Origin of the sequence: Streptomyces sp. N50, assembly GCF_033335955.1 — a bacterium.
GTDB lineage: Bacteria > Actinomycetota > Actinomycetes > Streptomycetales > Streptomycetaceae > Streptomyces.
In genome coordinates this window covers 3,283,678-3,303,904 of the sequence record NZ_CP137549.1, presented here as the reverse complement: position 1 = coordinate 3,303,904, position 20,227 = coordinate 3,283,678, and the positions used below count along the sequence as shown (strand labels likewise).

The 20,227-nt window shown below is 68.4% G+C and carries 25 protein-coding genes, 1 tRNA gene and 1 riboswitch; of the genes, 17 read left to right on the top strand and 9 right to left on the bottom strand.

Annotated elements, in window-relative coordinates; all coding sequences use genetic code 11:
* Positions 1-336 precede the first annotated feature (336 nt).
* Positions 337-2,577, top strand: coding sequence for an MMPL family transporter (locus R2B38_RS14445; protein ID WP_318016599.1), 2,241 nt, complete (start codon positions 337-339; stop codon positions 2,575-2,577).
* Here R2B38_RS14445 and R2B38_RS14440 read toward each other — a convergent pair.
* Complete coding sequence (locus R2B38_RS14440) at positions 2,574-3,158, bottom strand: isochorismatase family protein (protein ID WP_033286041.1); 585 nt, start codon at positions 3,156-3,158, stop codon at positions 2,574-2,576. The two genes, R2B38_RS14445 and R2B38_RS14440, sit on opposite strands and share 4 nt — an antisense overlap.
* 88 nt (positions 3,159-3,246) lie before the next feature.
* Entirely contained in the window at positions 3,247-4,593 is a 1,347-nt protein-coding gene (locus R2B38_RS14435; protein ID WP_318016598.1) for a nicotinate phosphoribosyltransferase, read from the bottom strand.
* An 80-nt stretch (positions 4,594-4,673) separates the two neighbouring features.
* Between R2B38_RS14435 and clpS the strand changes: the two genes are divergently transcribed.
* The 7 genes from clpS to R2B38_RS14400 all read left to right on the top strand — a co-directional run bounded on the left by clpS (position 4,674) and on the right by R2B38_RS14400 (position 9,484).
* Complete coding sequence (gene clpS, locus R2B38_RS14430) at positions 4,674-4,991, top strand: ATP-dependent Clp protease adapter ClpS (protein WP_019056726.1); 318 nt, start codon at positions 4,674-4,676, stop codon at positions 4,989-4,991.
* 12 nt (positions 4,992-5,003) lie between these two features.
* Positions 5,004-5,609 (top strand): DUF2017 domain-containing protein, encoded by a 606-nt coding sequence (locus tag R2B38_RS14425; RefSeq protein ID WP_318016597.1) that lies wholly within the window; start codon positions 5,004-5,006, stop codon positions 5,607-5,609.
* Positions 5,610-6,002: 393 nt separating this feature from the next.
* Positions 6,003-7,430, top strand: coding sequence for an amino acid permease (locus R2B38_RS14420; RefSeq protein ID WP_318016596.1), 1,428 nt, complete (start codon positions 6,003-6,005; stop codon positions 7,428-7,430).
* 77 nt (positions 7,431-7,507) lie between these two features.
* Positions 7,508-7,936, top strand: a complete 429-nt coding sequence (locus R2B38_RS14415; protein ID WP_033286045.1) for a Mov34/MPN/PAD-1 family protein — start codon at positions 7,508-7,510, stop codon at positions 7,934-7,936.
* Positions 7,937-8,037: 101 nt separating this feature from the next.
* Entirely contained in the window at positions 8,038-8,133 is a 96-nt protein-coding gene (locus R2B38_RS14410; protein ID WP_019056721.1) for a putative leader peptide, read from the top strand.
* 105 nt (positions 8,134-8,238) lie between these two features.
* A complete protein-coding gene (locus tag R2B38_RS14405; RefSeq protein WP_033286046.1) occupies positions 8,239-8,517 on the top strand; it encodes a MoaD/ThiS family protein in 279 nt (92 codons plus the stop codon).
* A 16-nt stretch (positions 8,518-8,533) separates the two neighbouring features.
* Positions 8,534-9,484, top strand: a complete 951-nt coding sequence (locus tag R2B38_RS14400; protein ID WP_318016595.1) for a cysteine synthase — start codon at positions 8,534-8,536, stop codon at positions 9,482-9,484.
* 85 nt (positions 9,485-9,569) lie between these two features.
* Here R2B38_RS14400 and R2B38_RS14395 read toward each other — a convergent pair whose 3' ends face one another.
* Positions 9,570-9,989 (bottom strand): type II toxin-antitoxin system PemK/MazF family toxin, encoded by a 420-nt coding sequence (locus R2B38_RS14395; RefSeq protein WP_318016594.1) that lies wholly within the window; start codon positions 9,987-9,989, stop codon positions 9,570-9,572.
* Between the two features lie 214 nt (positions 9,990-10,203).
* On the opposite strand from R2B38_RS14395, the gene R2B38_RS14390 reads away from it, so the two are divergent.
* Positions 10,204-10,956, top strand: coding sequence for an MBL fold metallo-hydrolase (locus R2B38_RS14390; protein WP_033286049.1), 753 nt, complete (start codon positions 10,204-10,206; stop codon positions 10,954-10,956).
* A 65-nt stretch (positions 10,957-11,021) separates the two neighbouring features.
* Here the strand turns inward: R2B38_RS14390 and R2B38_RS14385 are convergent, their stop codons facing one another.
* Both R2B38_RS14385 and R2B38_RS14380 read right to left on the bottom strand, forming a co-directional pair.
* The gene (locus tag R2B38_RS14385) at positions 11,022-12,272 is read right to left on the bottom strand and encodes a PTS transporter subunit EIIC (RefSeq protein ID WP_318016593.1); all 1,251 of its coding nucleotides are present in this window, start codon (positions 12,270-12,272) and stop codon (positions 11,022-11,024) included.
* A gap of 204 nt (positions 12,273-12,476) precedes the next feature.
* Complete coding sequence (locus tag R2B38_RS14380; protein ID WP_318016592.1) at positions 12,477-13,769, bottom strand: PTS transporter subunit EIIC; 1,293 nt, start codon at positions 13,767-13,769, stop codon at positions 12,477-12,479.
* Positions 13,770-13,784: 15 nt separating this feature from the next.
* On the opposite strand from R2B38_RS14380, the gene R2B38_RS14375 reads away from it, so the two are divergent.
* The 4 genes from R2B38_RS14375 (at position 13,785) to rdgB (ending at position 16,218) form a co-directional block, all read left to right on the top strand.
* Positions 13,785-14,144, top strand: a complete 360-nt coding sequence (locus R2B38_RS14375; RefSeq protein WP_318016591.1) for a PTS glucose/sucrose transporter subunit IIB — start codon at positions 13,785-13,787, stop codon at positions 14,142-14,144.
* Between the two features lie 140 nt (positions 14,145-14,284).
* Entirely contained in the window at positions 14,285-15,022 is a 738-nt protein-coding gene (rph, locus tag R2B38_RS14370; protein WP_019056710.1) for a ribonuclease PH, read from the top strand.
* Positions 15,023-15,164: 142 nt separating this feature from the next.
* A complete protein-coding gene (locus R2B38_RS14365) occupies positions 15,165-15,584 on the top strand; it encodes a hypothetical protein (RefSeq protein WP_318016590.1) in 420 nt (139 codons plus the stop codon).
* A 31-nt stretch (positions 15,585-15,615) separates the two neighbouring features.
* On the top strand, positions 15,616-16,218 hold the full coding sequence (rdgB, locus tag R2B38_RS14360; protein WP_318016589.1) for an RdgB/HAM1 family non-canonical purine NTP pyrophosphatase: 603 nt from the start codon (positions 15,616-15,618) through the stop codon (positions 16,216-16,218).
* A 41-nt stretch (positions 16,219-16,259) separates the two neighbouring features.
* Here the strand turns inward: rdgB and R2B38_RS14355 are convergent.
* The 3 genes from R2B38_RS14355 to R2B38_RS14345 all read right to left on the bottom strand — a co-directional run bounded on the left by R2B38_RS14355 (position 16,260) and on the right by R2B38_RS14345 (position 17,683).
* Positions 16,260-16,342 (bottom strand) — tRNA-Leu (locus R2B38_RS14355).
* Between the two features lie 13 nt (positions 16,343-16,355).
* The gene (locus R2B38_RS14350) at positions 16,356-17,033 is read right to left on the bottom strand and encodes an HNH endonuclease signature motif containing protein (RefSeq protein WP_318016588.1); all 678 of its coding nucleotides are present in this window, start codon (positions 17,031-17,033) and stop codon (positions 16,356-16,358) included.
* Positions 17,030-17,683 (bottom strand): HNH endonuclease signature motif containing protein, encoded by a 654-nt coding sequence (locus R2B38_RS14345; RefSeq protein WP_318016587.1) that lies wholly within the window; start codon positions 17,681-17,683, stop codon positions 17,030-17,032. Before R2B38_RS14345 ends, R2B38_RS14350 begins: the two co-directional genes overlap by 4 nt.
* A 154-nt stretch (positions 17,684-17,837) precedes the next feature.
* Between R2B38_RS14345 and R2B38_RS14340 the strand changes: the two genes are divergently transcribed.
* Positions 17,838-18,395, top strand: a complete 558-nt coding sequence (locus R2B38_RS14340; RefSeq protein WP_318016586.1) for a GNAT family N-acetyltransferase — start codon at positions 17,838-17,840, stop codon at positions 18,393-18,395.
* Here the strand turns inward: R2B38_RS14340 and bcp are convergent.
* Positions 18,392-18,859 carry a thioredoxin-dependent thiol peroxidase gene (gene bcp / locus R2B38_RS14335; protein ID WP_318016585.1) on the bottom strand — a complete coding sequence of 156 codons (468 nt, stop codon included), beginning with the start codon at positions 18,857-18,859 and terminating at the stop codon, positions 18,392-18,394. The genes R2B38_RS14340 and bcp overlap by 4 nt on opposite strands.
* A gap of 94 nt (positions 18,860-18,953) precedes the next feature.
* On the opposite strand from bcp, the gene R2B38_RS14330 reads away from it, so the two are divergent.
* The 3 genes from R2B38_RS14330 to R2B38_RS14320 all read left to right on the top strand — a co-directional run bounded on the left by R2B38_RS14330 (position 18,954) and on the right by R2B38_RS14320 (position 20,214).
* Positions 18,954-19,301: a DUF3618 domain-containing protein gene (locus R2B38_RS14330; RefSeq protein ID WP_033286056.1), complete on the top strand. Its 348-nt coding sequence runs from the start codon at positions 18,954-18,956 to the stop codon at positions 19,299-19,301.
* A gap of 56 nt (positions 19,302-19,357) precedes the next feature.
* Complete coding sequence (locus tag R2B38_RS14325; RefSeq protein WP_026150372.1) at positions 19,358-19,714, top strand: GroES family chaperonin; 357 nt, start codon at positions 19,358-19,360, stop codon at positions 19,712-19,714.
* Positions 19,715-19,782: 68 nt separating this feature from the next.
* Positions 19,783-19,859: riboswitch (guanidine-III (ykkC-III) riboswitch) on the top strand.
* Positions 19,860-19,893: 34 nt separating this feature from the next.
* Positions 19,894-20,214, top strand: a complete 321-nt coding sequence (locus tag R2B38_RS14320) for a DMT family transporter (protein ID WP_318016584.1) — start codon at positions 19,894-19,896, stop codon at positions 20,212-20,214.
* The last annotated feature ends 13 nt before the right edge of the window (positions 20,215-20,227 follow it).

Sequence of the window (20,227 nt, the reverse complement as noted above, 5' to 3'; positions counted from 1 at the left end):
GGTTGGTTGCGCAGTTCCCCGCGCCCCTTTGAGGCGCGGCTGGCGCCGCGATGGGCCGGTTGTGTTTTGTCTGCGGGCCCGGTGGGGGTTGGTTGCGCAGTTCCCCGCGCCCCTTAGGTGCGGCTGGCGCCGCCATAGCTGCTGCGGGTCGCATCCCCTCGCGGCTGCATACCCCGAGGCTGATCGCGCCCTTTAGGGGCGCGGGGAACTGCGCGACCAGCCCCCACCGGCCCGCAGGCAACGAGACGACGCCCCAGGACCCCCGACAGGCGGACCAGGCCGATCGCCCCCATCCTGGGATGGCTCGGGGCACCCTAAAGACCGCCGGAGGCCCTCGTGGCAACCGTCCTGTATCGCCTGGGGCGCCTGGCCTTTCGCCGGCGCTGGTACGTGACCGTCCTCTGGATCGTGATCCTCGCGGCACTCGGCTTCGCCTCCAGCAAGGCGGCCGACGCCCCCGCCACCACCTTCTCCACCCCGGGTGTCGAGTCCCAGCGGGCCTTCGACCTGATCCAGCAGCGCTTCCCCGGCGTGCAGGCGGACGGCGCCGTGGCCCGTGTCGTGTTCGTCGCCCCCGGCGGCCAGAAGATCACCACCGGCCAGGACCGCGCGGCCGTCGTCCGCCTCGTCGACGAGGTCTCCGGCGGACCGCAGGTCGCGAGCGCCGTGAACCCCTTCCAGGCGGCCGCGGTCAGCAAGGACGCGACGACGGCGTACTCGACGATCACGTACACCGTGCAGGCCAACGACCTCACCGACGCCGCCAAGAACAACCTCAGAAACGCCGCCCAGCAGGCCCGCGCCTCCGGCCTCACCGTCGAGATCGGCGGCACCGCCCTGGCCGCACAGCCCGCGGCCGGCGGCGTCGGCGAGGTCATCGGCGTCGGCATCGCCGCCGTAGTGCTGCTGATCACCTTCGGATCGCTCGCCGCCGCCGGACTCCCGCTGCTGACCGCGCTCCTCGGCGTGGCCATCTCCATGACCGCGATCACCACGCTGGCCAGCACCCTCGGCCTCTCCGACACGACCGGCACCCTCGCCACGATGCTCGGCCTGGCCTGCGGCATCGACTACGCGGTGTTCGTCGTCTTCCGCTACCGCGAGGAACGCGCCAACGGCCACACCACCGAGGAAGCGGCGGGCCTGGCCGTCGGCACGGCGGGCTCGGCGGTCGTGTTCGCGGGCCTCACGGTCGTCATCGCCCTCGCCGGCCTCTCGGTCGTAGGCATCCCGCTCCTCACCAAGATGGGCCTGTGCGCGGCCGCAGCGGTCGCCCTCGCCGTGCTCATCGCGCTGACGCTCGTGCCCGCCCTGCTCGGCTTCTGGCCGCGCGCGGTCCTCTCCCGTCGCTACAAGACCACCGGCCGCCGCATCCAGGGCGTGGCCGGCAACATGGGCAGCCGCTGGGCCGGGTTCGTCCTGCGCCACCCCTGGCCGGTGCTGTTCGGCACGGTCGTAGGCCTGATAGTCCTCGCGCTCCCCGTACTGGGCCTCCAACTCGGCCAGTCCGGCGACGAGGCCAAGTCCACCGCGACCACCGAACGCCGGGCCTACGACGACCTCGCCAAGGCGTTCGGCCCCGGCTTCAACGGCCCCCTGACGGTCGTAGTGGACGTAACCGACTCCACCCACCCGAAGGCGGCCGTAGCCACGGTGGAGCGACGGATCGCGGCGGTCCCGGGCGTGGTGTCGGTAACCCCAGTCCGCTTCAACTCCACTGGAAACACAGCCCTGTTCACCGCCGTCCCCGCCGAGGCACCGACCAGCGAGAAGACCGTGGACCTCGTCCACACGATCCGCGACGACCGCCCCGCGATCGAGTCGGCGGCCCCCGGCGCGACCTTCGAGGTGACCGGCACCACCGCCCTCAACATCGACGTCGCCCAGAAGGTCAGCGGCGCCCTGGTCCCGTACCTGATCGTGGTCGTGGGCCTGGCGGTACTGCTCCTGCTCCTGGTGTTCCGCTCGATCGTCATCCCGATCAAGGCGGCCGTGGGCTTTCTGCTCTCGGTGCTCGCCGCCCTCGGCTGCGTGGTCGCGGTCTTCCAATGGGGCTGGGGCGCAAGCCTGTTGGGCGTGGAGAGCACCGGCCCGATCATGAGCCTGATGCCGATCTTCCTGGTGGGCATCGTCTTCGGCCTCGCCATGGACTACGAGGTCTTCCTCGTCTCCCGCATCCGCGAGGCCTACGTCCACGGCAGCGCGGCCCACGCGTCGATCGCGACCGGGTTCCGCTACAGCGCCCGCGTCGTCACCGCCGCCGCCCTCATCATGATCTCCGTCTTCGCGGGCTTCATCACCGCCGGCGACTCCATGATCAAGATGATCGGCTTCGGCCTCGCGATCGCCGTCCTCTTCGACGCCTTCATCGTCCGCATGGCCTTCGTCCCGGCCGTCCTCGCGATCCTGGGCGACCGCATCTCCTGGCTACCGCGCTGGCTGGACCGCCTCCTCCCGAACGTGGACATCGAGGGCGAGAGCCTCAGCCGCCAACACCCGGTGAGCGGCAGCGCCCCGTCAGGGGCGCGGGGAACTGCGCGACCAGCCCCCACCGGCGCGCAGTCAAAAAACAACTAGACGACGGGTTTCCCGGTCAACTCCACCCCGGCCGAACGCAGTTCCTCCAGCGCCCGGTCGGTGGTCTCCTTCGCCACCCCGGCCGTCAGATCAAGCAACACCTGCGTACGGAACCCCTCCCGCACCGCATCAAGCGCGGTCGCCTTCACGCAGTGGTCGGTGGCGATCCCGACCACATCCACCTCATCGATCTCCCGCGCCCGCAACCACTCCCCGAGCGAAACCCCGTTCTCGTCCCGCCCCTCGAACCCGCTGTACGCCGCCGCATACGCCCCCTTGTCGAACACCGCGTCGATCGCCCCGGAGGCAACCGCAGGCGCGAAGTTCGGGTGAAAGCCCACCCCCTCCGTACCCGCGACACAGTGCGCGGGCCAGGAGTGCGCGTAATCGGGGTTGTCGGCGAAGTGCCCGCCTGGCGCGATGTGGTGGTCGCGGGTGGCCACCACATGCCGGTACCCGGCAGGCGCCTGCCCGATCAGCTCGGTGACGGCGGCGGCCACATCCGCGCCCCCGGCCACCGCGAGACTGCCTCCCTCGCAGAAGTCGTTCTGCACGTCAACGACGATCAAGGCGCGGCGCATGGTGGTGTCCTTCGACAGTGAGTGAGATTCGAGCCTAGAGACTCCGGCGGCACTACGGGAGGGCGCACCCCCGATTTTCGTGCGGGTCTTAACTACCCGACCGCAGATGCACGTACTCCGTAGGAAGCACGGCCTCCCCGCGCGACAACTGGGTGGCCGACAACGGCAGGTTGCCCCGGGCGACCGCATGCCGGTCCCGTACGACGTCCAGCGGCTCGCGCGCGACGACCTCGCCGCCCTTGACCAGCTCCACCAGCAGCTGCCGGTCGGCCAGCTCGGCGGGGACCGCCCCCGTGCCGATCACCTCGGCCTCCGCGACCCCGTCGCCGTCGACCCGCCGCGCCGCCCACTTGCGCCCGCCGATCGACGTCTTGCCCCCGCTGGACTTCTTCGCGACCGGCACGAGCGGCGCCTTCGGGTCGGCGGACTCGGCACGGGCGACCAGTTTGTAGACCATGGAGCAGGTCGGGTGCCCGGAGCCGGTCACCAGCTGGGTGCCGACGCCGTACGCGTCCACCGGTGCCGCCGCCAGCGAGGCGATGGCGTACTCGTCCAGGTCGGAGGTCACCACGATCTTCGTGTCGACGGCGCCCAGCTCGTCCAACTGCTGCCGCACCCGGTGCGCGACGAGCAGCAGGTCGCCGGAGTCGATGCGGACGGCGCCGAGTTCGGGCCCGGCGACCTCAACTGCCGTACGGACGGCCTCGGTCACGTCGTACGTGTCGACGAGCAGCGTGGTGTTGCGGCCGAGCGAGTCCACCTGGGCCTGGAACGCGTCGCGTTCGTTGTCGTGGAGCAGGGTGAAGGCGTGCGCCGAGGTGCCGACGGTCGGGATGCCGTAGCGGAAACCGGCCGCGAGGTCGGAGGTGGTGGCGAAACCGCCGACGTAGGCGGCGCGGGAGGCGGCGACGGCGGCGAGTTCGTGGGTGCGGCGGGCGCCCATCTCGATCAGCGGGCGGTCCCCGGCGGCGGAGGCCATGCGGGAGGCGGCGGCCGCGATCGCGGAGTCGTGGTTGAGGATGGAGAGGATCACCGTCTCCAGCAGCACGCACTCGGCGAACGAGCCCTCGACGCGCATGATCGGCGAGCCCGGGAAGTACACCTCGCCCTCCGGGTAGCCCCAGACGTCACCGCTGAAGCGGTACGCGGCGAGCCACTCCAGGGTCTCCTCGTTGACGACGTTCCGCTCGCGCAGGAAGCCGAGGACGTCCGCGTCGAACCGGAAGTTCTCCACCGCGTCCAGGACGCGTCCGGTGCCCGCGACGACGCCGTAGCGCCGCCCTTCGGGGAGTCGCCGGGTGAAGACCTCGAAGACCGAACGCCGGTCGGCCGTCCCCGCTTTGAGGGCGGCCTGCAGCATCGTCAGCTCGTAGTGGTCGGTGAAGAGCGCCGTCGAGGGAACGTCCACCGGCAGCCCAAGGTCCGCTGTGTTCATGACGAGTGATGGTACTCCCATCTCGTCACTCTGACGATTTGTGGGGTCCATTTGTGCGGAGGCCCCCTTCTGGTGGCAGCATGGGCCGGGTGACGTCACCCGCACCCCTGGAGATCGAACGCACCGAGTCGGCGGAGGAGGTCTTCGCCGTACCCGAGCCGGACGTCCCCTGGGTCACGATCGTGCACAACGACCCGGTCAACCTCATGAGCTATGTCGCGTACGTCTTCCAGACGTACTTCGGCTACTCCAAGGACAAGGCCCACAAGCTCATGCTCGACGTCCACCACAAGGGCCGCGCGGTCGTCTCCAGCGGAAGCCGCGAGGAGATGGAGCGCGACGTGCAGGCGATGCACGGCTACGGTCTGTGGGCCACCCTCCAGCAGGACCGGAAGTAGCGACCCATCCCGATGCCAGGACACTTCGAACCGCTCCCCGGCGGCGGCGCCGCCGTCGCGCTCGACGACGTCGAGATCTCCATCATCCGGTCGTTGGCCGTGCAGCTCCTGGAGCTGATCGGGCCAGGACCGGGCGAGGACGCCTCCGACGACCCCCTCGCCGAACTCTTCGCCGAGGGCCCGAGCGAACCGCCCGCCGACCCGGTGCTCCGGCGCCTTTTCCCGGACGCCTACACGGACCCGGAGCAGGCCCCCGACTCCCCGCAGGACGCGGAGGAACGGATGGCGCACTCCGCCGAGTTCCGCCGCTTCACCGAGAACGACCTCCGCGCCGGCAAGCGCGAGAACGCCCTCGCGGTGGTCCGCACCCTCGACTCCCTCACCCCCGGCGGCGACGGCGGCGCGATCCTCAAGCTCACCGCCGAGGAGTCCCGGCAGTGGCTCGGCTCGCTCAACGACCTGCGCCTGGCGATCGGTTCACGCCTCGACATCACCGACGAGGACGACACCGACGACCTCTACCGGCTCCCGGACGAGGACCCGCGCAAGCCGATGGTGATGGCGTACCTCTGGCTGGGCGGCCTCCAGGAGACGCTGGTTACGACGCTGATGCGCTAAGCGGCCTCGGCGAAGGCGATCGCGGTTCGGTAGCGCCCCGATAGGGGCGCGGGGAACTGCGCGACCAGCCACAACGCCGCCGCAGCAAACCGACAACCCCCACCCCCCACTCCCAGCGAAGCGTCCCGTTCCGTTCGCTCAGAGGACGCTCAAATCCGGATAACGATCACGTCACCGCGACGGCCAGGAATGCTGGCCGTCGCATCTTTTTGTCCGCTTCTTCTTGTGGTGTGCGCCACAGACATCCCCTTCGATCACCATTGCGACCGTGATAAATCTTCACGACGCCCGGCGGACGCCACCCATGTCCCGCCGGGTTCGCCGTACGGCCGACGGACCTCGGCCGGGCAGCTCCAGTCCATGGGGGGATTCGGAGAAAGGCGCACCACACACATGACCTCCGCTCAGGTCGACGAGACGGACAAGACCCCCGAGGAGGGGTACGAGCGCGGGCTCGGCAGCCGTCAGGTCCAGATGATCGCGATCGGCGGCGCCGTCGGCGTCGGACTGTTCCTGGGAGCCGGGGCGAACATCGCCAAGGCCGGTCCCAGCCTCATCTTCATGTACGCCCTCGCGGGCGTGATCATCTTCTTCATCATGCGGGCGCTGGGCGAACTGCTCCTGTACCGCCCGGTGTCGGGCTCCTTCGCGGAGTACTCGCGCGAATTCCTCGGCCCGTTCTTCGGCTACTTCACCGCCTGGACGTACTGGCTGATGTGGGTGGTCACCGGCATGGCCGAACTCACGGCCGCCGCCATCTACGTCAACTACTGGTTCCCCGCCGTCTCCCAGTGGGTGACCGCGCTCGCCTTCCTGGTCATCCTCTTCGTGGCCAACCTGATCTCGGTGAAGCTGTTCGGCGAGATCGAGTTCTGGTTCTCGATGGTCAAGGTCACCGCGCTCATCGGCATGATCGTGATCGGCCTGGGCGTCCTCACCTTCGGCTTCAGCAGCGCCGGTGACACCGCGTCCGTAGCGAACCTCTGGCAGTTCGACGGCTTCTTCCCCAAGGGCATCGGCTCCTCCCTGATGACCCTCCAGGGCGTGATGTTCGCCTACCTCGCCGTCGAGCTGGTCGGCGTCACCGCGGGCGAGTCCGAGAACCCGGAGAAGACCCTCCCCAAGGCGATCAACACCCTCCCGTGGCGCATCGCCCTCTTCTACGTAGGCGCGCTCACGGTCATCCTCTGCGTCGTCAAGTGGACCGAATTCGCCCCCGGCGTCAGCCCGTTCGTCGAGGCCTTCGCGAAGATCGGCATCCCGGCGGGCGCCGGAATCGTCAACTTCGTGGTCCTCACGGCAGCCCTGTCCTCCTGCAACTCGGGCATGTACTCCACGGGCCGCATGCTCCGCACCCTCGCGGACAACGGCGAGGCCCCCAAGGTCTTCAGCAAGCTCTCCGCGTCCAAGACCCCGGCGACCGGCATCACGATCTCCGTCGCCTTCATGGGCATCGGCGTGGTCCTCAACTACGTCGTCCCGGAGAAGGCGTTCGGCTACGTCACCTCGGTCGCCACCGCCGCCGGCATCTGGACCTGGCTGATGATCCTGATCAGCCACGTCCTCTACCGCCGCGCCGTCGACGCGGGCCGTCTCCCGGCCTCGCCCTTCCCGGCCCCCGGCGGCGCGAAGTTCTCCTACGTGGCCATCGCCTTCCTCCTCTTCGTCACGGGCCTCATCGCCTACGACCCCGACTCCCGCGTCTGCCTCTACGTGATGGCCGGCTGGACCATCGCCCTGGCCGCCGGCTGGTTCGCCCTCAAGTCCCGCAACCCGCAGGTCACCGAGCGCCGCGACCCGCAGTTCGAGAAGGTCGGCTGACCCGTCCGATCCCGGCATATGGGCCGCCCCGTACCACCACTCGGTACGAGGCGGCCCTTCTGCTTATCCTGACGACCATGCCGACCCTGACCATCACCCAGGCCCTCTTCGACCAGATCGTCGCCCACGCGCGCGCGGACCACCCCGACGAGGCGTGCGGAGTCGTCGCGGGCCCGGTGGGCGAGGGCCGCCCCGAGCGCTTCGTCCCGATGCTGAACGCGGCCCGCTCGCCCACGTTCTACGAGTTCGACTCGCAGGACCTGCTGAAGCTCTACCGCGAGATGGACGACCGCGACGAGGAGCCGGTGATCATCTACCACTCCCACACCGCGACCGAGGCCTACCCCTCCCGCACCGACATCGCCTACGCCAACGAGCCCGGCGCCCACTACGTCCTCGTCTCCACCGCCGACTCGGACGAGGCGGGCCCCTTCCAGTTCCGCTCGTACCAGATCCTGGAAGGCGTGGTCACGGAGGAGGACGTCAAGGTCGTGGAGTCGTACTGACGCGGTCCTGATCCGGGCCCGATCTCGTACTCCGGATGAAATCCGTCCGAAGTGTGAGATCCCCTACCGAGGACCGGACAGGGAATCGATACGATGAGCCCATGGTTCTTCTCGACGTGAGCGACAAGGCGCCGGGCACACTGCTCGTGGCGCGGCTGCACGTCGACCTGTGCCGGCTCAGCAGCGCCATCTGTTGAACCGCGGCGCAGTCGCCGTACGGCCGCGCGCCGAGGCGCGCCCACGATCGTGCCGCGCGCCCACCGAGACCAGACCCCTCCCGCTTCCGACAGGAGCCCCTTGCCATGGCCATCGAGGTCCGCATCCCCACCATCCTCCGCACCTACACCGGCGGCGAGAAGGCCGTCGAGGGTGCCGGTGAGAACCTCGCCGCGCTCTTCGCCGACCTCGAGACCCGGCACGCGGGCATCCAGGCCCGCATCGTGGACGGCGGCGAACTGCGCCGCTTCGTCAACGTGTACCTGAACGACGAGGACGTCCGCTTCCTCGACGGCATCAACACGAAGCTGTCGGACGGCGACAACGTCACGATCCTGCCGGCCGTCGCCGGCGGCATGCGCTAAGGCCCGCTGACCGCTGATGCGTTACGACTCCCCGCTGGCCGCGGTGGGCAACACCCCTCTGGTGCGCCTGCCGCGGCTCTCGCCGTCCACCGACGTCCGCATCTGGGCCAAGCTGGAGGACCGCAATCCGACCGGCTCGGTCAAGGACCGCCCGGCCCTGCACATGATCGAACAGGCGGAGAAGGACGGCCGCCTGACCCCCGGCTGCACGATCCTGGAGCCCACCTCCGGCAACACCGGCATCTCCCTGGCCATGGCGGCAAAGCTCAAGGGCTACCGCATGGTCTGCGTGATGCCCGAGAACACCTCGCAGGAACGCCGCGACCTGCTCAACATGTGGGGCGCGGAGATCATCCCCAGCCCCGCGGCCGGCGGCTCCAACACGGCGGTCCGCGTAGCGAAGGAACTCTCCGCCGAACACCCGGACTGGGTGATGCTCTACCAGTACGGCAACCCGGACAACGCGGGCGCCCACTACGCGACCACGGGCCCGGAGATCCTCACCGACCTCCCGTCGATCACCCACTTCGTAGCGGGCCTCGGCACCACGGGCACGCTCATGGGCGTAGGCCGCTACCTCCGCGAACACAAGCCGGACGTGAAGATCGTCGCCGCGGAACCCCGCTACGACGACCTGGTCTACGGCCTCCGCAACCTCGACGAGGGCTTCGTCCCCGAGCTCTACGACGCCTCGGTCCTCACCACCCGCTTCTCGGTCGGCTCGGCCGACGCGGTCACCCGAACCCGCGAACTCCTCCAGCAGGAGGGCATCTTCGCCGGCGTCTCCACGGGTGCCGCCCTCCACGCGGCAATCGGCGTGGGCAAGAAGGCCGTAGCAGCGGGGGAGACCGCCGACATCGCCTTCGTGGTGGCGGACGGCGGCTGGAAGTACCTGTCGACAGGCGTCTACACGGCGGCAACGACAGAAGAGGCGATCGCAACCCTCCAGGGCCAACTCTGGGCATGATGAAAAGAGGCTGAGGGCAACTAGGTCAGGGGCGCGGGGAACTGCGCGCCCAGCCCCCACCGGGCCGGCAGTCAAAGAACAACCTTCATCCGCTGAGGTGACGGACCTGATCCCACAGGACCGGGTCCACCACCCCAACCCTCCGCCGGAAGTCGGACACAGCTACCTTCCGCAACTCGTCGGTCTCCAGATAGCTGGCCCGCCCCCGAGAATCGCCAACGGCCCCCGGCGGCAAGGGAATCACCCCACCCCGCCCATCGTGATACTTACTGGTGATCTTCGCGACGGTGACCTTCCGCCCCCGCACCGCCAGCACCAGACAAGGCCGATCCTTCGCAGCCCCGGGTTGATCCTCATAGGGCACGTTCGCCCACCAGATCTCCGCGGGCCGAGGCCGATCCCCCCGAACCCGTCGGGACGACCCCCGCCCCCACCCGTCGACCAGCGTCGCGACCAGCGCCAGCAACACCACCACCGCAAGCGCGAGCCACCAGTACGTGTTCATACGAACGACCGTACCGGCGCGCAATCCAAGCCGCGCGCCCTCTTACAGACCCCACGCGCCCCGGTTCCAGCCGAACCGGTGACACCACAGGTGAGTTCCCCCACAACAGCCCTTGGCGGAGGAGCGACCGGCCCTTTTGCGCCTTACGCTCGACGGACCGCACGACCCCCGTCACCCAACTCCAGAAGTTCCCGCCAGCGGAGGTTTCTGCTTTATGAAGCTCACCGTCGTCGGCTGCTCGGGGTCGTTCCCGTCCGCGGAATCGGCCTGTTCGAGCTACCTCGTAGAGGCCGACGGCTTCCGGCTGCTCCTCGACATGGGCAACGGCGCCCTTGGCGAGCTGCAGCGCCACTGCGGTCTCTACGACCTCGACGCGATCTTCCTCAGCCATCTGCACGCCGACCACTGCATCGACATGTGCGCGTACTTCGTCGCGCGCTACTACCGCCACGACGGCGGCCGCTGCGACCCCATCCCGGTCTACGGCCCCGAAGGCACCGAGCACCGTCTGACCACGGCCTACGCCGACACCCCCACCGCCTCCTCCATGAGCGAGGTCTTCGACTTCCACACGGTGAAGCCGTCCACGTTCGACGTCGGCCCCTTCACCGTGCACACCGAGCGGGTCCGCCACCCCGTCGAGGCGTACGGCATCCGCGTCGAACACGGCGGGCGGTCCCTGACGTACTCCGGCGACACGGGAGTCAGCGAGTCGCTGGACGAACTCGCCCGGGACACCGACCTGTTCCTGTGCGAGGCCGCGTTCACGCACGGCAAGGAGAACATCCCGGACCTCCACCTCAACGGCCGCGAGGCCGGTGAGACGGCCACCCGCGCCGGCGTCCGCCGCCTGGTCCTCACCCACATCCCCCCGTGGACCGACCCCCAGGCCAACCTGGCCGACGCGCGCGAGGTCTATGCCGGGCCGGTGGAACTGGCGGCGCCGAGAGCGTCGTACGAGATCTAGTCCCGCGTACGCGAAGGCCCCGGCACCTTCTAGGTGCCGGGGCCTTCGTCATGGCCGTACGAGGATCACGCCTTGGTGAGGTCCTCGACCTCCTCCTCGGGCTCGCGGCCCGGGGTGGGGAGGTTCCACTTCGTGATGGCGAAGCGGAAGACGAAGTAGTAGATCGCGCCGAAGACCAGACCGATCGGGATGATCAGCCAGGGCTTGGTGGCGAGGTTCCAGTTGAGGGCGTAGTCGATGAAGCCCGCGGAGAAGGTGAAGCCCGCGTGGACGCCGAGGGCCCAGGTGATCGCCATGGACAGGGCGGTCAGCACCGCGTGGATCGCGTAGAGGACCGGGGCGATGAACATGAACGAGAACTCGATGGGCTCGGTCACACCGGTCACGAAGGACGTCAGCGCGAGCGAGATCATCATGCCGGTCACGGCCTTGCGGCGCTCGGGGCGGGCGGTGTGCGCGATGGCGAGCGCGGCGGCCGGGAGGCCGAACATCATGATCGGGAAGAAGCCCGACATGAACTGTCCGGCGGTCGGGTCGTGGGCGAAGAAGCGGGTGAGGTCGCCGTGCACGACCGTCCCGTCCGGCTTGGTGAAGTCGCCGATCTGGAACCAGGCCACCGAGTTGACGAACTGGTGCATGCCGACCGGGATCAGACCGCGGTTGATCAGACCGAACAGACCGGCACCGAACGCGCCGAGACCGGTGATCCACTCACCGAAGTTCGAGATGCCCTCGCCGATCGGCTTCCAGATCAGGCCGAAGAAGACACCCATGAGCGTGCCGACGAACGCCATGATGATCGGGACGAGCCGGCGGCCGTTGAAGAAGCCGAGCCAGTCGACCAGCTTGGTCCGGTGGAACTTCTGCCACAGCACCGCGGAGAGCAGACCCATGATGATGCCGCCGAGGACACCGGGGTTGTTGTAGGTCGCCGGTACGTCGGCGCCCTTCAGGATCTGCGCCTCGGTGACGGGGAAGGCCTTGAGCACATTGCTGTAGACGAGGAAGCCGACAAGCGCCGCCAGCGCGGTGGAGCCGTCGGACTTCTTGGCGAAGCCGATCGCGACACCTATGCAGAACAGCAGCGGCAGGTTGTCGAAGATCGCGCCACCGGCGGTGGCGAAGACGGCCGTCACCTTGTCCGGCAGGTGCAGCTTGTCGTGGATGTCGGCCTGGCCGAACCGGAGCAGGATGCCCGCCGCCGGAAGCACAGCGATCGGGAGCTGTAGGCTGCGACCGATCTTCTGCAGGCCCTGGAACAGGCCGGATCCCCACTTCTTCGTGGGTGCCGCCGTTGGCGCGGTGGCAGTGCTCATGGACTTCCTCCATCGGGTGGTGGTCTACACCACTCAGTGGTGTAGACCTGTTGTAGCAGATGAAGTCCGCATAAAGGAACCCGCTGAATCTGCGACCGAAGCGCTACGCGACGTACACGGCGAGGCAATCCCCGAGGGGCACGCCAAAAGGCCCCCGGACCGCTGGTCCGGGGGCCAACTCGCGTACTGCGCCTGCCTGTTCCGTCAGGCCTTCGTGACGTCCTCGCGTTCGTCCTCCGGCTCCCGCCCCGGTGTCTTCAGGTCGAACTTCGTGATCGCGAAACGGAAGACGACGTAGTACACCGCCGCGAAGCACAGCCCGATCGGAATGATCGCCCACGGTTTCGTCGCCAGATTCCAGTTGATCGCGTAGTCGATCAGACCGGCGGAGAAGCTGAAACCGTCGTGCACCCCGAGCCCCCAGGTCACCGCCATCGACACCCCGGTCAGCACCGCGTGGACCGCGTAGAGGAGGGGCGCGATGAACAGGAACGAGTACTCGATGGGCTCGGTGATGCCGGTCACGAACGAGGTCAGCGCGACCGAGAGCATCAGGCCGCTCACCTCCTTGCGGCGGCTCGGCTTCGCGCAGTGTGCGATCGCGAGCGCCGCCGCCGGCAGCGCGAACATCATGATCGGGAAGAACCCCGAGGTGAACTGCCCCGCGTTCGGGTCACCCGCCAGGAACATGTTGATGTCACCGTGCACCACGGTCCCGTCCGGCTTCGTGTAGCTCCCGAACTGGAACCAGATGGGCACGTTCAGGAACTGATGCAGCCCTACGACCAGCAGCGCCCGGTTGGCCAGACCGAACACCCCGGCACCCAGCGCACCCCGCGCGCTCAGCCAGTCGCTGAAGTGCTCAAGGCCGGTGCCGATCGGCGGCCAGACCCACAGCGCGATCGCCGCCACCGCGATCGCCACGAACGACATGATGATCGGGACGAGACGGCGGCCGTTGAAGAAGCCGAGCCAGTCCACCAGCTTCGTACGGTGGAACCGCACCCAGAAGAACGCGGTCAGCAGCCCCAGCACGATCCCGCCGAACACCCCGGGATTCTGGTACGTGAACGCCGAGACCGAGTGATCGAGGGCCTGGCAGCCGATGCCCGGCACCACCGTCGTGGCGCCCGTGCAGTCCTTCGGGAACTGGCGCAGCACGTTGTAGTAGACGAGGAAGCCGACGACTCCGGCCAGCGCCGTCGACCCGTCCGACTTCTTCGCCATCCCGATCGCGACACCCACGCAGAACAGCAGCGGCAGCCCGAGCTGCCCGTCGAGCAGCGCCCCGCCGGCGCCCGCCATCACCTTCGAGACATTGGTCCACCCCAGGCCGTCGTCCCCGAACACGTCCGGCTGCCCGAGCCGGTTGAGGATGCCGGCCGCCGGCAGTACGGCGATGGGGAGTTGAAGACTGCGGCCCATCTTCTGCAGCCCCTGGAACAGGCTGCCCCAAAGGGTCCGCCCAGGACGGGCGGCGGCACTGTCGGCACTCATGGACGCCCCTCGGTAATGTGGTGTAGACCAGTTGGCGACGTGATCGTCACCATCATTCGGCACGCACGACATGACCGCTCGCGAAGCTGGGCCAACTGTGGGTTACTGCGACAAAGCGGTTCGGATCAGGGAGAGAACAACATGGCCACCAAGGCTGAGAAGATCGTTGCCGGGCTGGGCGGGATCGACAACATCGAAGAGGTCGAGGGCTGCATCACCCGCCTGCGCACCGAGGTCAAGGACCCGGCCCTCGTCGACGACGCCGCCCTGAAGGCCGCCGGCGCCCACGGCGTCGTCAAGATGGGCACGGCCGTCCAGGTCGTCATCGGCACGGACGCGGACCCGATCGCGGCGGACATCGAAGACATGATGTGAAGCGCGGGGATCGTTCCCGGCTTTGACCCGAGCGCCGACTCCGGCTTCACCTACGGCGTCACGCACTGAGGGGCTCTTCCCACCGCGGGAGGAGCCCCTTCCCCTCTGTGCGGGCCGGACCTACCACTAGGCTCTTCGCCATGTCTCGAATCGACGGCCGCACCCCCGAACAGCTCCGCCCCGTCACCATCGAACGCGGCTGGAGCAAGCACGCCGAGGGCTCCGTCCTCGTCTCCTTCGGCGACACGAAGGTCTTCTGCACCGCCTCCGTCACCGAAGGCGTCCCCCGCTGGCGCAAGGGCAGCGGCGAGGGCTGGGTCACCGCGGAGTACTCCATGCTGCCCCGCGCCACCAACACCCGCGGCGACCGCGAGTCCGTCCGCGGCAAGATCGGCGGCCGCACCCACGAGATCAGCCGCCTCATCGGCCGCTCCCTGCGCGCGGTCATCGACTACAAGGCCCTGGGCGAGAACACGATCGTCCTCGACTGCGATGTGTTGCAGGCCGACGGCGGCACCCGTACGGCGGCCATCACCGGCGCGTACGTCGCGCTGGCGGACGCGGTCACCTGGGCCCAGGGCAAGAAGCTCATCAAGGCCGGCCGCCAGCCGCTCACCGGCACGGTGAGCGCCGTGTCGGTCGGCATCGTGGGCGGAGTCCCCCTCCTGGACCTCTGCTACGAGGAGGACGTCCGCGCCGAGACCGACATGAACGTCGTCTGCACCGGCGACGGCCGCTTCGTCGAGGTCCAGGGCACCGCCGAGGCGGAGCCCTTCGCGCGCGACGAGCTCAACGCCCTCCTCGACCTCGCGGTCGCCGGCTGCGACGAGCTGACCGCCGTACAGCGAAAGGCACTTGAGGCCGCGCTGGAGAAGTAAGAGGCTGGCACGGTCAAGTAAAGGGCGCACCAAGAGAGGCGGGCTGCGGGGTCAACCCGGCGGCCCGCCCCCGCGTCCCTACGCATACGGAACGGAAACGGGGACGGCCGCCCAGGCCCACCCCAGGGGGAGGCACCGAACCATGGCCGCAAGCCGACGAAGCGGACGAAGCCGCAGCAGTCGACGCCGTATCGCCATAGCCGCCACCGTGGCGGTGATCGGCCTGACCGCCGGGCTCGCCACCGGCTGCGACGCCGTCGACAAGGCCATCGACTGCGTCCAGACCGCCGACACCATCGCCGACAGCGTCACCGGCCTCCAGCAGGCGGTGGAGAACGCGGCCAACGACCCCACCCAGACCGACCAGTCCCTCAACTCCATCGAGAAGGACCTCGACAAGATCGGCGACAAGACCGACAACGCCGACGTCAACAAGGCGGTGGACCACTTGAGGACGGCCGTCGACAACGTCCGTACGGCGGTCAAGAACGGCGACAACACGCCTGACATCAGCCCGGTGACGGACGCGGCGGGCGAACTGACGAAGGTCTGCACGTCGTAGGTGCGGGGTGGGGGTTGGGATACTGGACGCCATGACACGCCTGATCCTCGCCACCCGCAACGCCGGCAAAATCACCGAACTGAGGTCGATCCTCACCGCCGCGGCCCTGCCCCACGACCTCGTCGGTGCGGAGTCCTACCCCGACATCCCCGACGTCAAGGAAACGGGCGTGACCTTCGCGGAGAACGCCCTCCTGAAGGCCCACGCCCTGGCCCAGGCAACGGGCCTCCCGGCGGTGGCGGACGACTCGGGCCTCTGCGTGGACGTCCTGAACGGCGCGCCGGGCATCTTCTCGGCGAGGTGGTCGGGTAAGCACGGCGACGACAAGGCCAACTTGGCCTTGCTGTTGGCCCAGTTGTCGGACATCGCGGACGAGCACAGGGGAGCGCACTTCGCGTGCGCGGCGGCCCTGGCGTTGCCGGACGGCACGGAACGGGTGGTCGAGGGGCAGTTGCGGGGGCTGCTCCGCCACACCCCGGTCGGCACGAACGGCTTCGGCTACGACCCGATCCTCCAGCCGGAGGGGGAGACGCGGACCTGCGCGGAACTGACGGCCGACGAGAAGAACGCGATCAGCCATCGAGGGAAGGCGTTTCGGGCGTTGGTGCCGGTGGTTCGGGAGTTGTTGGGCTGAGACGAAGGAGGGGCCGTCCTTGCGGACGGCCCCTCCGGGCGTGCGGCCGATGGGAGTCGAACCCACATGGGCAAATGCCCCGAGGCACCTAAAACCTCTGCTTATACCATTCAGCAACGGCCGCGTGCCCGACCATGCTACCGGGGATGTGCCCGACTGCGGCTCCCACCTCTGCACCAGGTGCTGGTGATCGCGTGGCAGTTGGGGCAGAGCAGCCGGAGGTTCTCGCGCCGGTCGTCGCTCCAGTCCCCGTTGATGTGATCGACCTCCAGCGTCATGGGCTTGCCGAGCCACTCGGGCCCGATCCCGCATTCGGCGCACACCTCTGGTGTACCTACCTCCAGGAGCGCCCGACGGAGCAGGTGGGTTCTCGTTCGGCGATTGCCGTCGTGCTGGACGAGGATGTTTTCGGCGCTCCGAAGAAGCACACCGCCTGACCGTCCTCGCTGGTGCGCCTGTCCCAGAAAGTGGGAGGTGTCGAGGCCGTCTTCCGTCAGCCATTCGCGGAGCAGCGTGCGCAGCCGGCTGTTGTACGGCTCCATCCCCAGCGCACGAAGCGTGTCCGCGATGGATGTGGCTCCCGCGACGGCGCGGCGCAGTTCATCGGTGGCCGGTTTGGGTGGTGCCGCGTTCGATCGTCTCTGGCGCGGCATGTGGGAGACATCTATTCCGAAGTGGTCGAAGCGCCCAAAGAGATGGCGGCGAAGGTTGCCATAGGGCTGCGTCCCGAAGAAAGCGATGACCTCGTCGATGTCGGAGCAGCGTGCGGCGGCTTCGGCCAGTCGCTCGCGGGTGTACTGCACACCGCTGCTCATGACGTGCCGCCTTTGCCGCGTCCCTTTCCACGTCCTCGATAACTGTCCGTCGTCGAGTGGCAGTTGGGGCACAGGAACCGCAGGTTCTCGATGCGGTCGTCGCGCCAGTTGCCATCGATGTGATCGACCTCCAGCGGGAGCGGATGCCCTCGCCAGACCGCTTCCGCCCCGCACAGAGCGCACCGCTCCTGCATTCCCGATGCCTTCATCGCCCACTTGAGCCGATCGCTCGGGATGCGCCGAGCCTGACCGGTCGGCTGCTCGACGAGCAGTCCCTCAGGTGTCCGGGGGCGCCGGGTTTCACCCCGCCGGGTCGGCCCCCGAAAATGCGAGATGTCGATGTCGTACGCCTTGATACGACGGCTGATGTGCGTGTGGTGTCCGCCCACGACCTCCAGCCCGAGACGCCGCAGCACGTCGCACATGTTCGTCGACGCCGAAACCGCCGCCTGGAGGATCTCCTTCGTCCACTTCACGCCCTCGCGCTCGAAGTGCGAGACATCCACCCCCAGCTTCTTCATCCGCCCAAGGACATAGCGCCGGGTCGAACTCCCCGGATCCACCCCCAACCTCACCAACGCCTCGGACAACGTCCGAGCCCCCTGAGCCGCCTCTTCCAGCCGCTCCCGCGAATACGCGCTGACTCCCACCGTTTCCCTCCGATCTCGACCACACGTTCGTGGTCTCGAATGGAGTAACGAGAGGCATTTCGAACAGTCACTCCTGAAACGTAAAGCAGTTGATAGCCTGTCGGTCGTTGAAGCCTCCGGGCGCGGACTCTTGTCCGCTCGGGAGGCTTTTTTCATGACCTCTTTTGTGGGAGCAGCAGAAGTAGCAGTAGATGTACGACCAGCCACCCTCGCCGACCGCCCCACCGTCGAGCGGCTCTGGCTGATGTTTCGGCATGATCTGTCCGGGATCGGGATCGGCGGGCAGGCTCAACTGCCCAAGCCCGACGGGACGTTCCGGAGTGAGCGGGTGGATGCGGCGTTCGGCGAGGGGGGCGGGGACTGGGCGCCGTATCTCTTCTGGAGTGGGGAGTGTCCCGTCGGGTTCGCGTTCGTGCGGGGGGTCAACTCCGCCACCCGCGTGCTCAACAGTTTCTTCGTCGTGCGCGGTGCCCGGCGGGCCGGGGTCGGGATGCGGGCCGCGCGGGATGTTGTCGCGCAGTATCCGGGGAGTTGGGAGGTCGCGTTCCAGGATGCCAATCCGGGGGCCGTGGCGTTCTGGCGGCGGGTGGGCGACGAGCTTGCCCCGGAAGGCTGGACCGAGGAGCGCAGGCCGGTGCCGGGGCGGGCCGACCTGCCTCCTGACGTGTGGATCTCGTTCGGGTACGGAACGGGGAACGGAAGGGCTGGCTAGATCCCCAGGTCCTTGATGATCTTCGCCACGTGGCCCGTCGCCCGGACGTTGTACAGCGCGTGCTCCACCTTGCCGGACTCGTCCACGATGATCGTGGAGCGGATCACGCCCAGGTAGGTCTTGCCGTAGTTCTTCTTCTCGCCGAAGGCCGCGTACGCGTCGAGGGTCTTCTTGTCGGGGTCCGCGAGGAGGGTGACCTTGAGGTTCTCCTTCTCGCGGAACTTGGCGAGCTTCTCCGGCTGGTCGGGGGAGATGCCGATGACGTCGTAACCGGCGCCCGTCAGCAGCTCCAGGTTGTCCGTGAAGTCGCAGGCCTGCTTGGTGCAGCCGGGGGTCAGGGCCGCCGGGTAGAAGTAGACGATGACCTTGCGGCCCTTGTGGTCGGCGAGGGACACCTCGTTGCCGTCGGCGTCGGGGAGCGTGAAGGCGGGGGCAACGTCCCCGGGCTGGAGTCGTTCACTCATCGCGCTAGCGTAACCGGGGGTGCTGACAGTGCACTCCGCGCGAGAGCTGACAGACTGTCCGGCACAAGTACCAGCAGACTTCGGAGGCCGTACGGTGACGGACACGTCGAACACGCCGGACACCAGAACCCCGGCGCAGATCGAGGCGGACATCAAGCGTCGCCGCGATGTCCTCGCCGACACGCTCGACGAGATCGGGGTGCGGGTGCACCCGAAGACGATCGTGGGTGACGCGAAGGCCAAGGTCGCGTCCAGCATCGACCACACCCTCGGCAGGGCGTACGTCGGCGTCAACCGGGTCGTCGGTGACGTCAAGGGTCAGTTCGTGGACGAAGAGGGCGCGCCGCGCGTCGAGCGGATCGTTCCTGTCGCCCTCGTCGCTGTCGGGGTCGTGGGGCTGTTCGTCCTCGGGTCCCGGCGTCGTAGCGGTCGTAAGGGCTGAAACCGTGGGCCACCCGGCCGCGTACGGACGGGTCCTGGGCAGGTAGGTTCGTGGGCGTGAGCGCCAAGAGAGACGAGCAGAGCACCCAGCACGACAAGCTGCCCATCCGGATGCTGCACGACCGTGTGCTCGTGCGGCAGGACAAGAGCGAGGGCGAGCGGCGTTCGGGTGGCGGGATCCTGATCCCCGCGACGGCGGCCGTGGGGCGCCGACTGGCCTGGGCCGACGTGGTCGCCGTAGGGCAGAACGTGCGGACCGTGGAGCCCGGCGACCGGGTTCTCTACGACCCCGAGGACCGCGCCGAGGTCGAGGTGCGCGGGGTCGCCTACGTCCTCATGCGCGAGCGGGACCTGCACGCCGTCGCCGCCGACCGGTTCGAGGGGTCCGAGGACTCGACCGGTCTGTATCTGTAGGACCTGTACCTGTACCTGTAGCAGCAAGGCTCTAAGGGGCTGGTGACCATCGTCACCAGCTCCTTTTGCCGTTCCTTTGCTACGTTGGAAAGGAGCCCGACGAGACGCGCCGTACCGGGGCAGCGACACGGAAAGACGACGCACCCCCGTTCAGTACGTACGTCTCGGAGGTGCCTGTCATGGCCTGGGTTCTGCTTGTCGTCGCCGGTCTGCTCGAAGTCGGCTGGTCGATCGGGATGAAGTACACCGACGGGTTCACGCGGCTCGTCCCCAGCGTGTTCACCGGTGCCGGGATCGTCGCCAGCATGCTGTTGCTCTCGTACGCCGCGAAGTCGCTGCCCATCGGTACCGCCTACGGCGTGTGCGTCGGGATCGGCGCGGCCGGGGCGGCGGTGCTCGGCATGGTGGTGCTGGGGGAGCCTGCCACCGCCGCCCGGATCTTCTTCGTGTGTCTGCTGCTGGTCGCCGTCGTGGGGCTGAAGGCGACCTCCGGTCACTAGCCGGGGGAGTTGG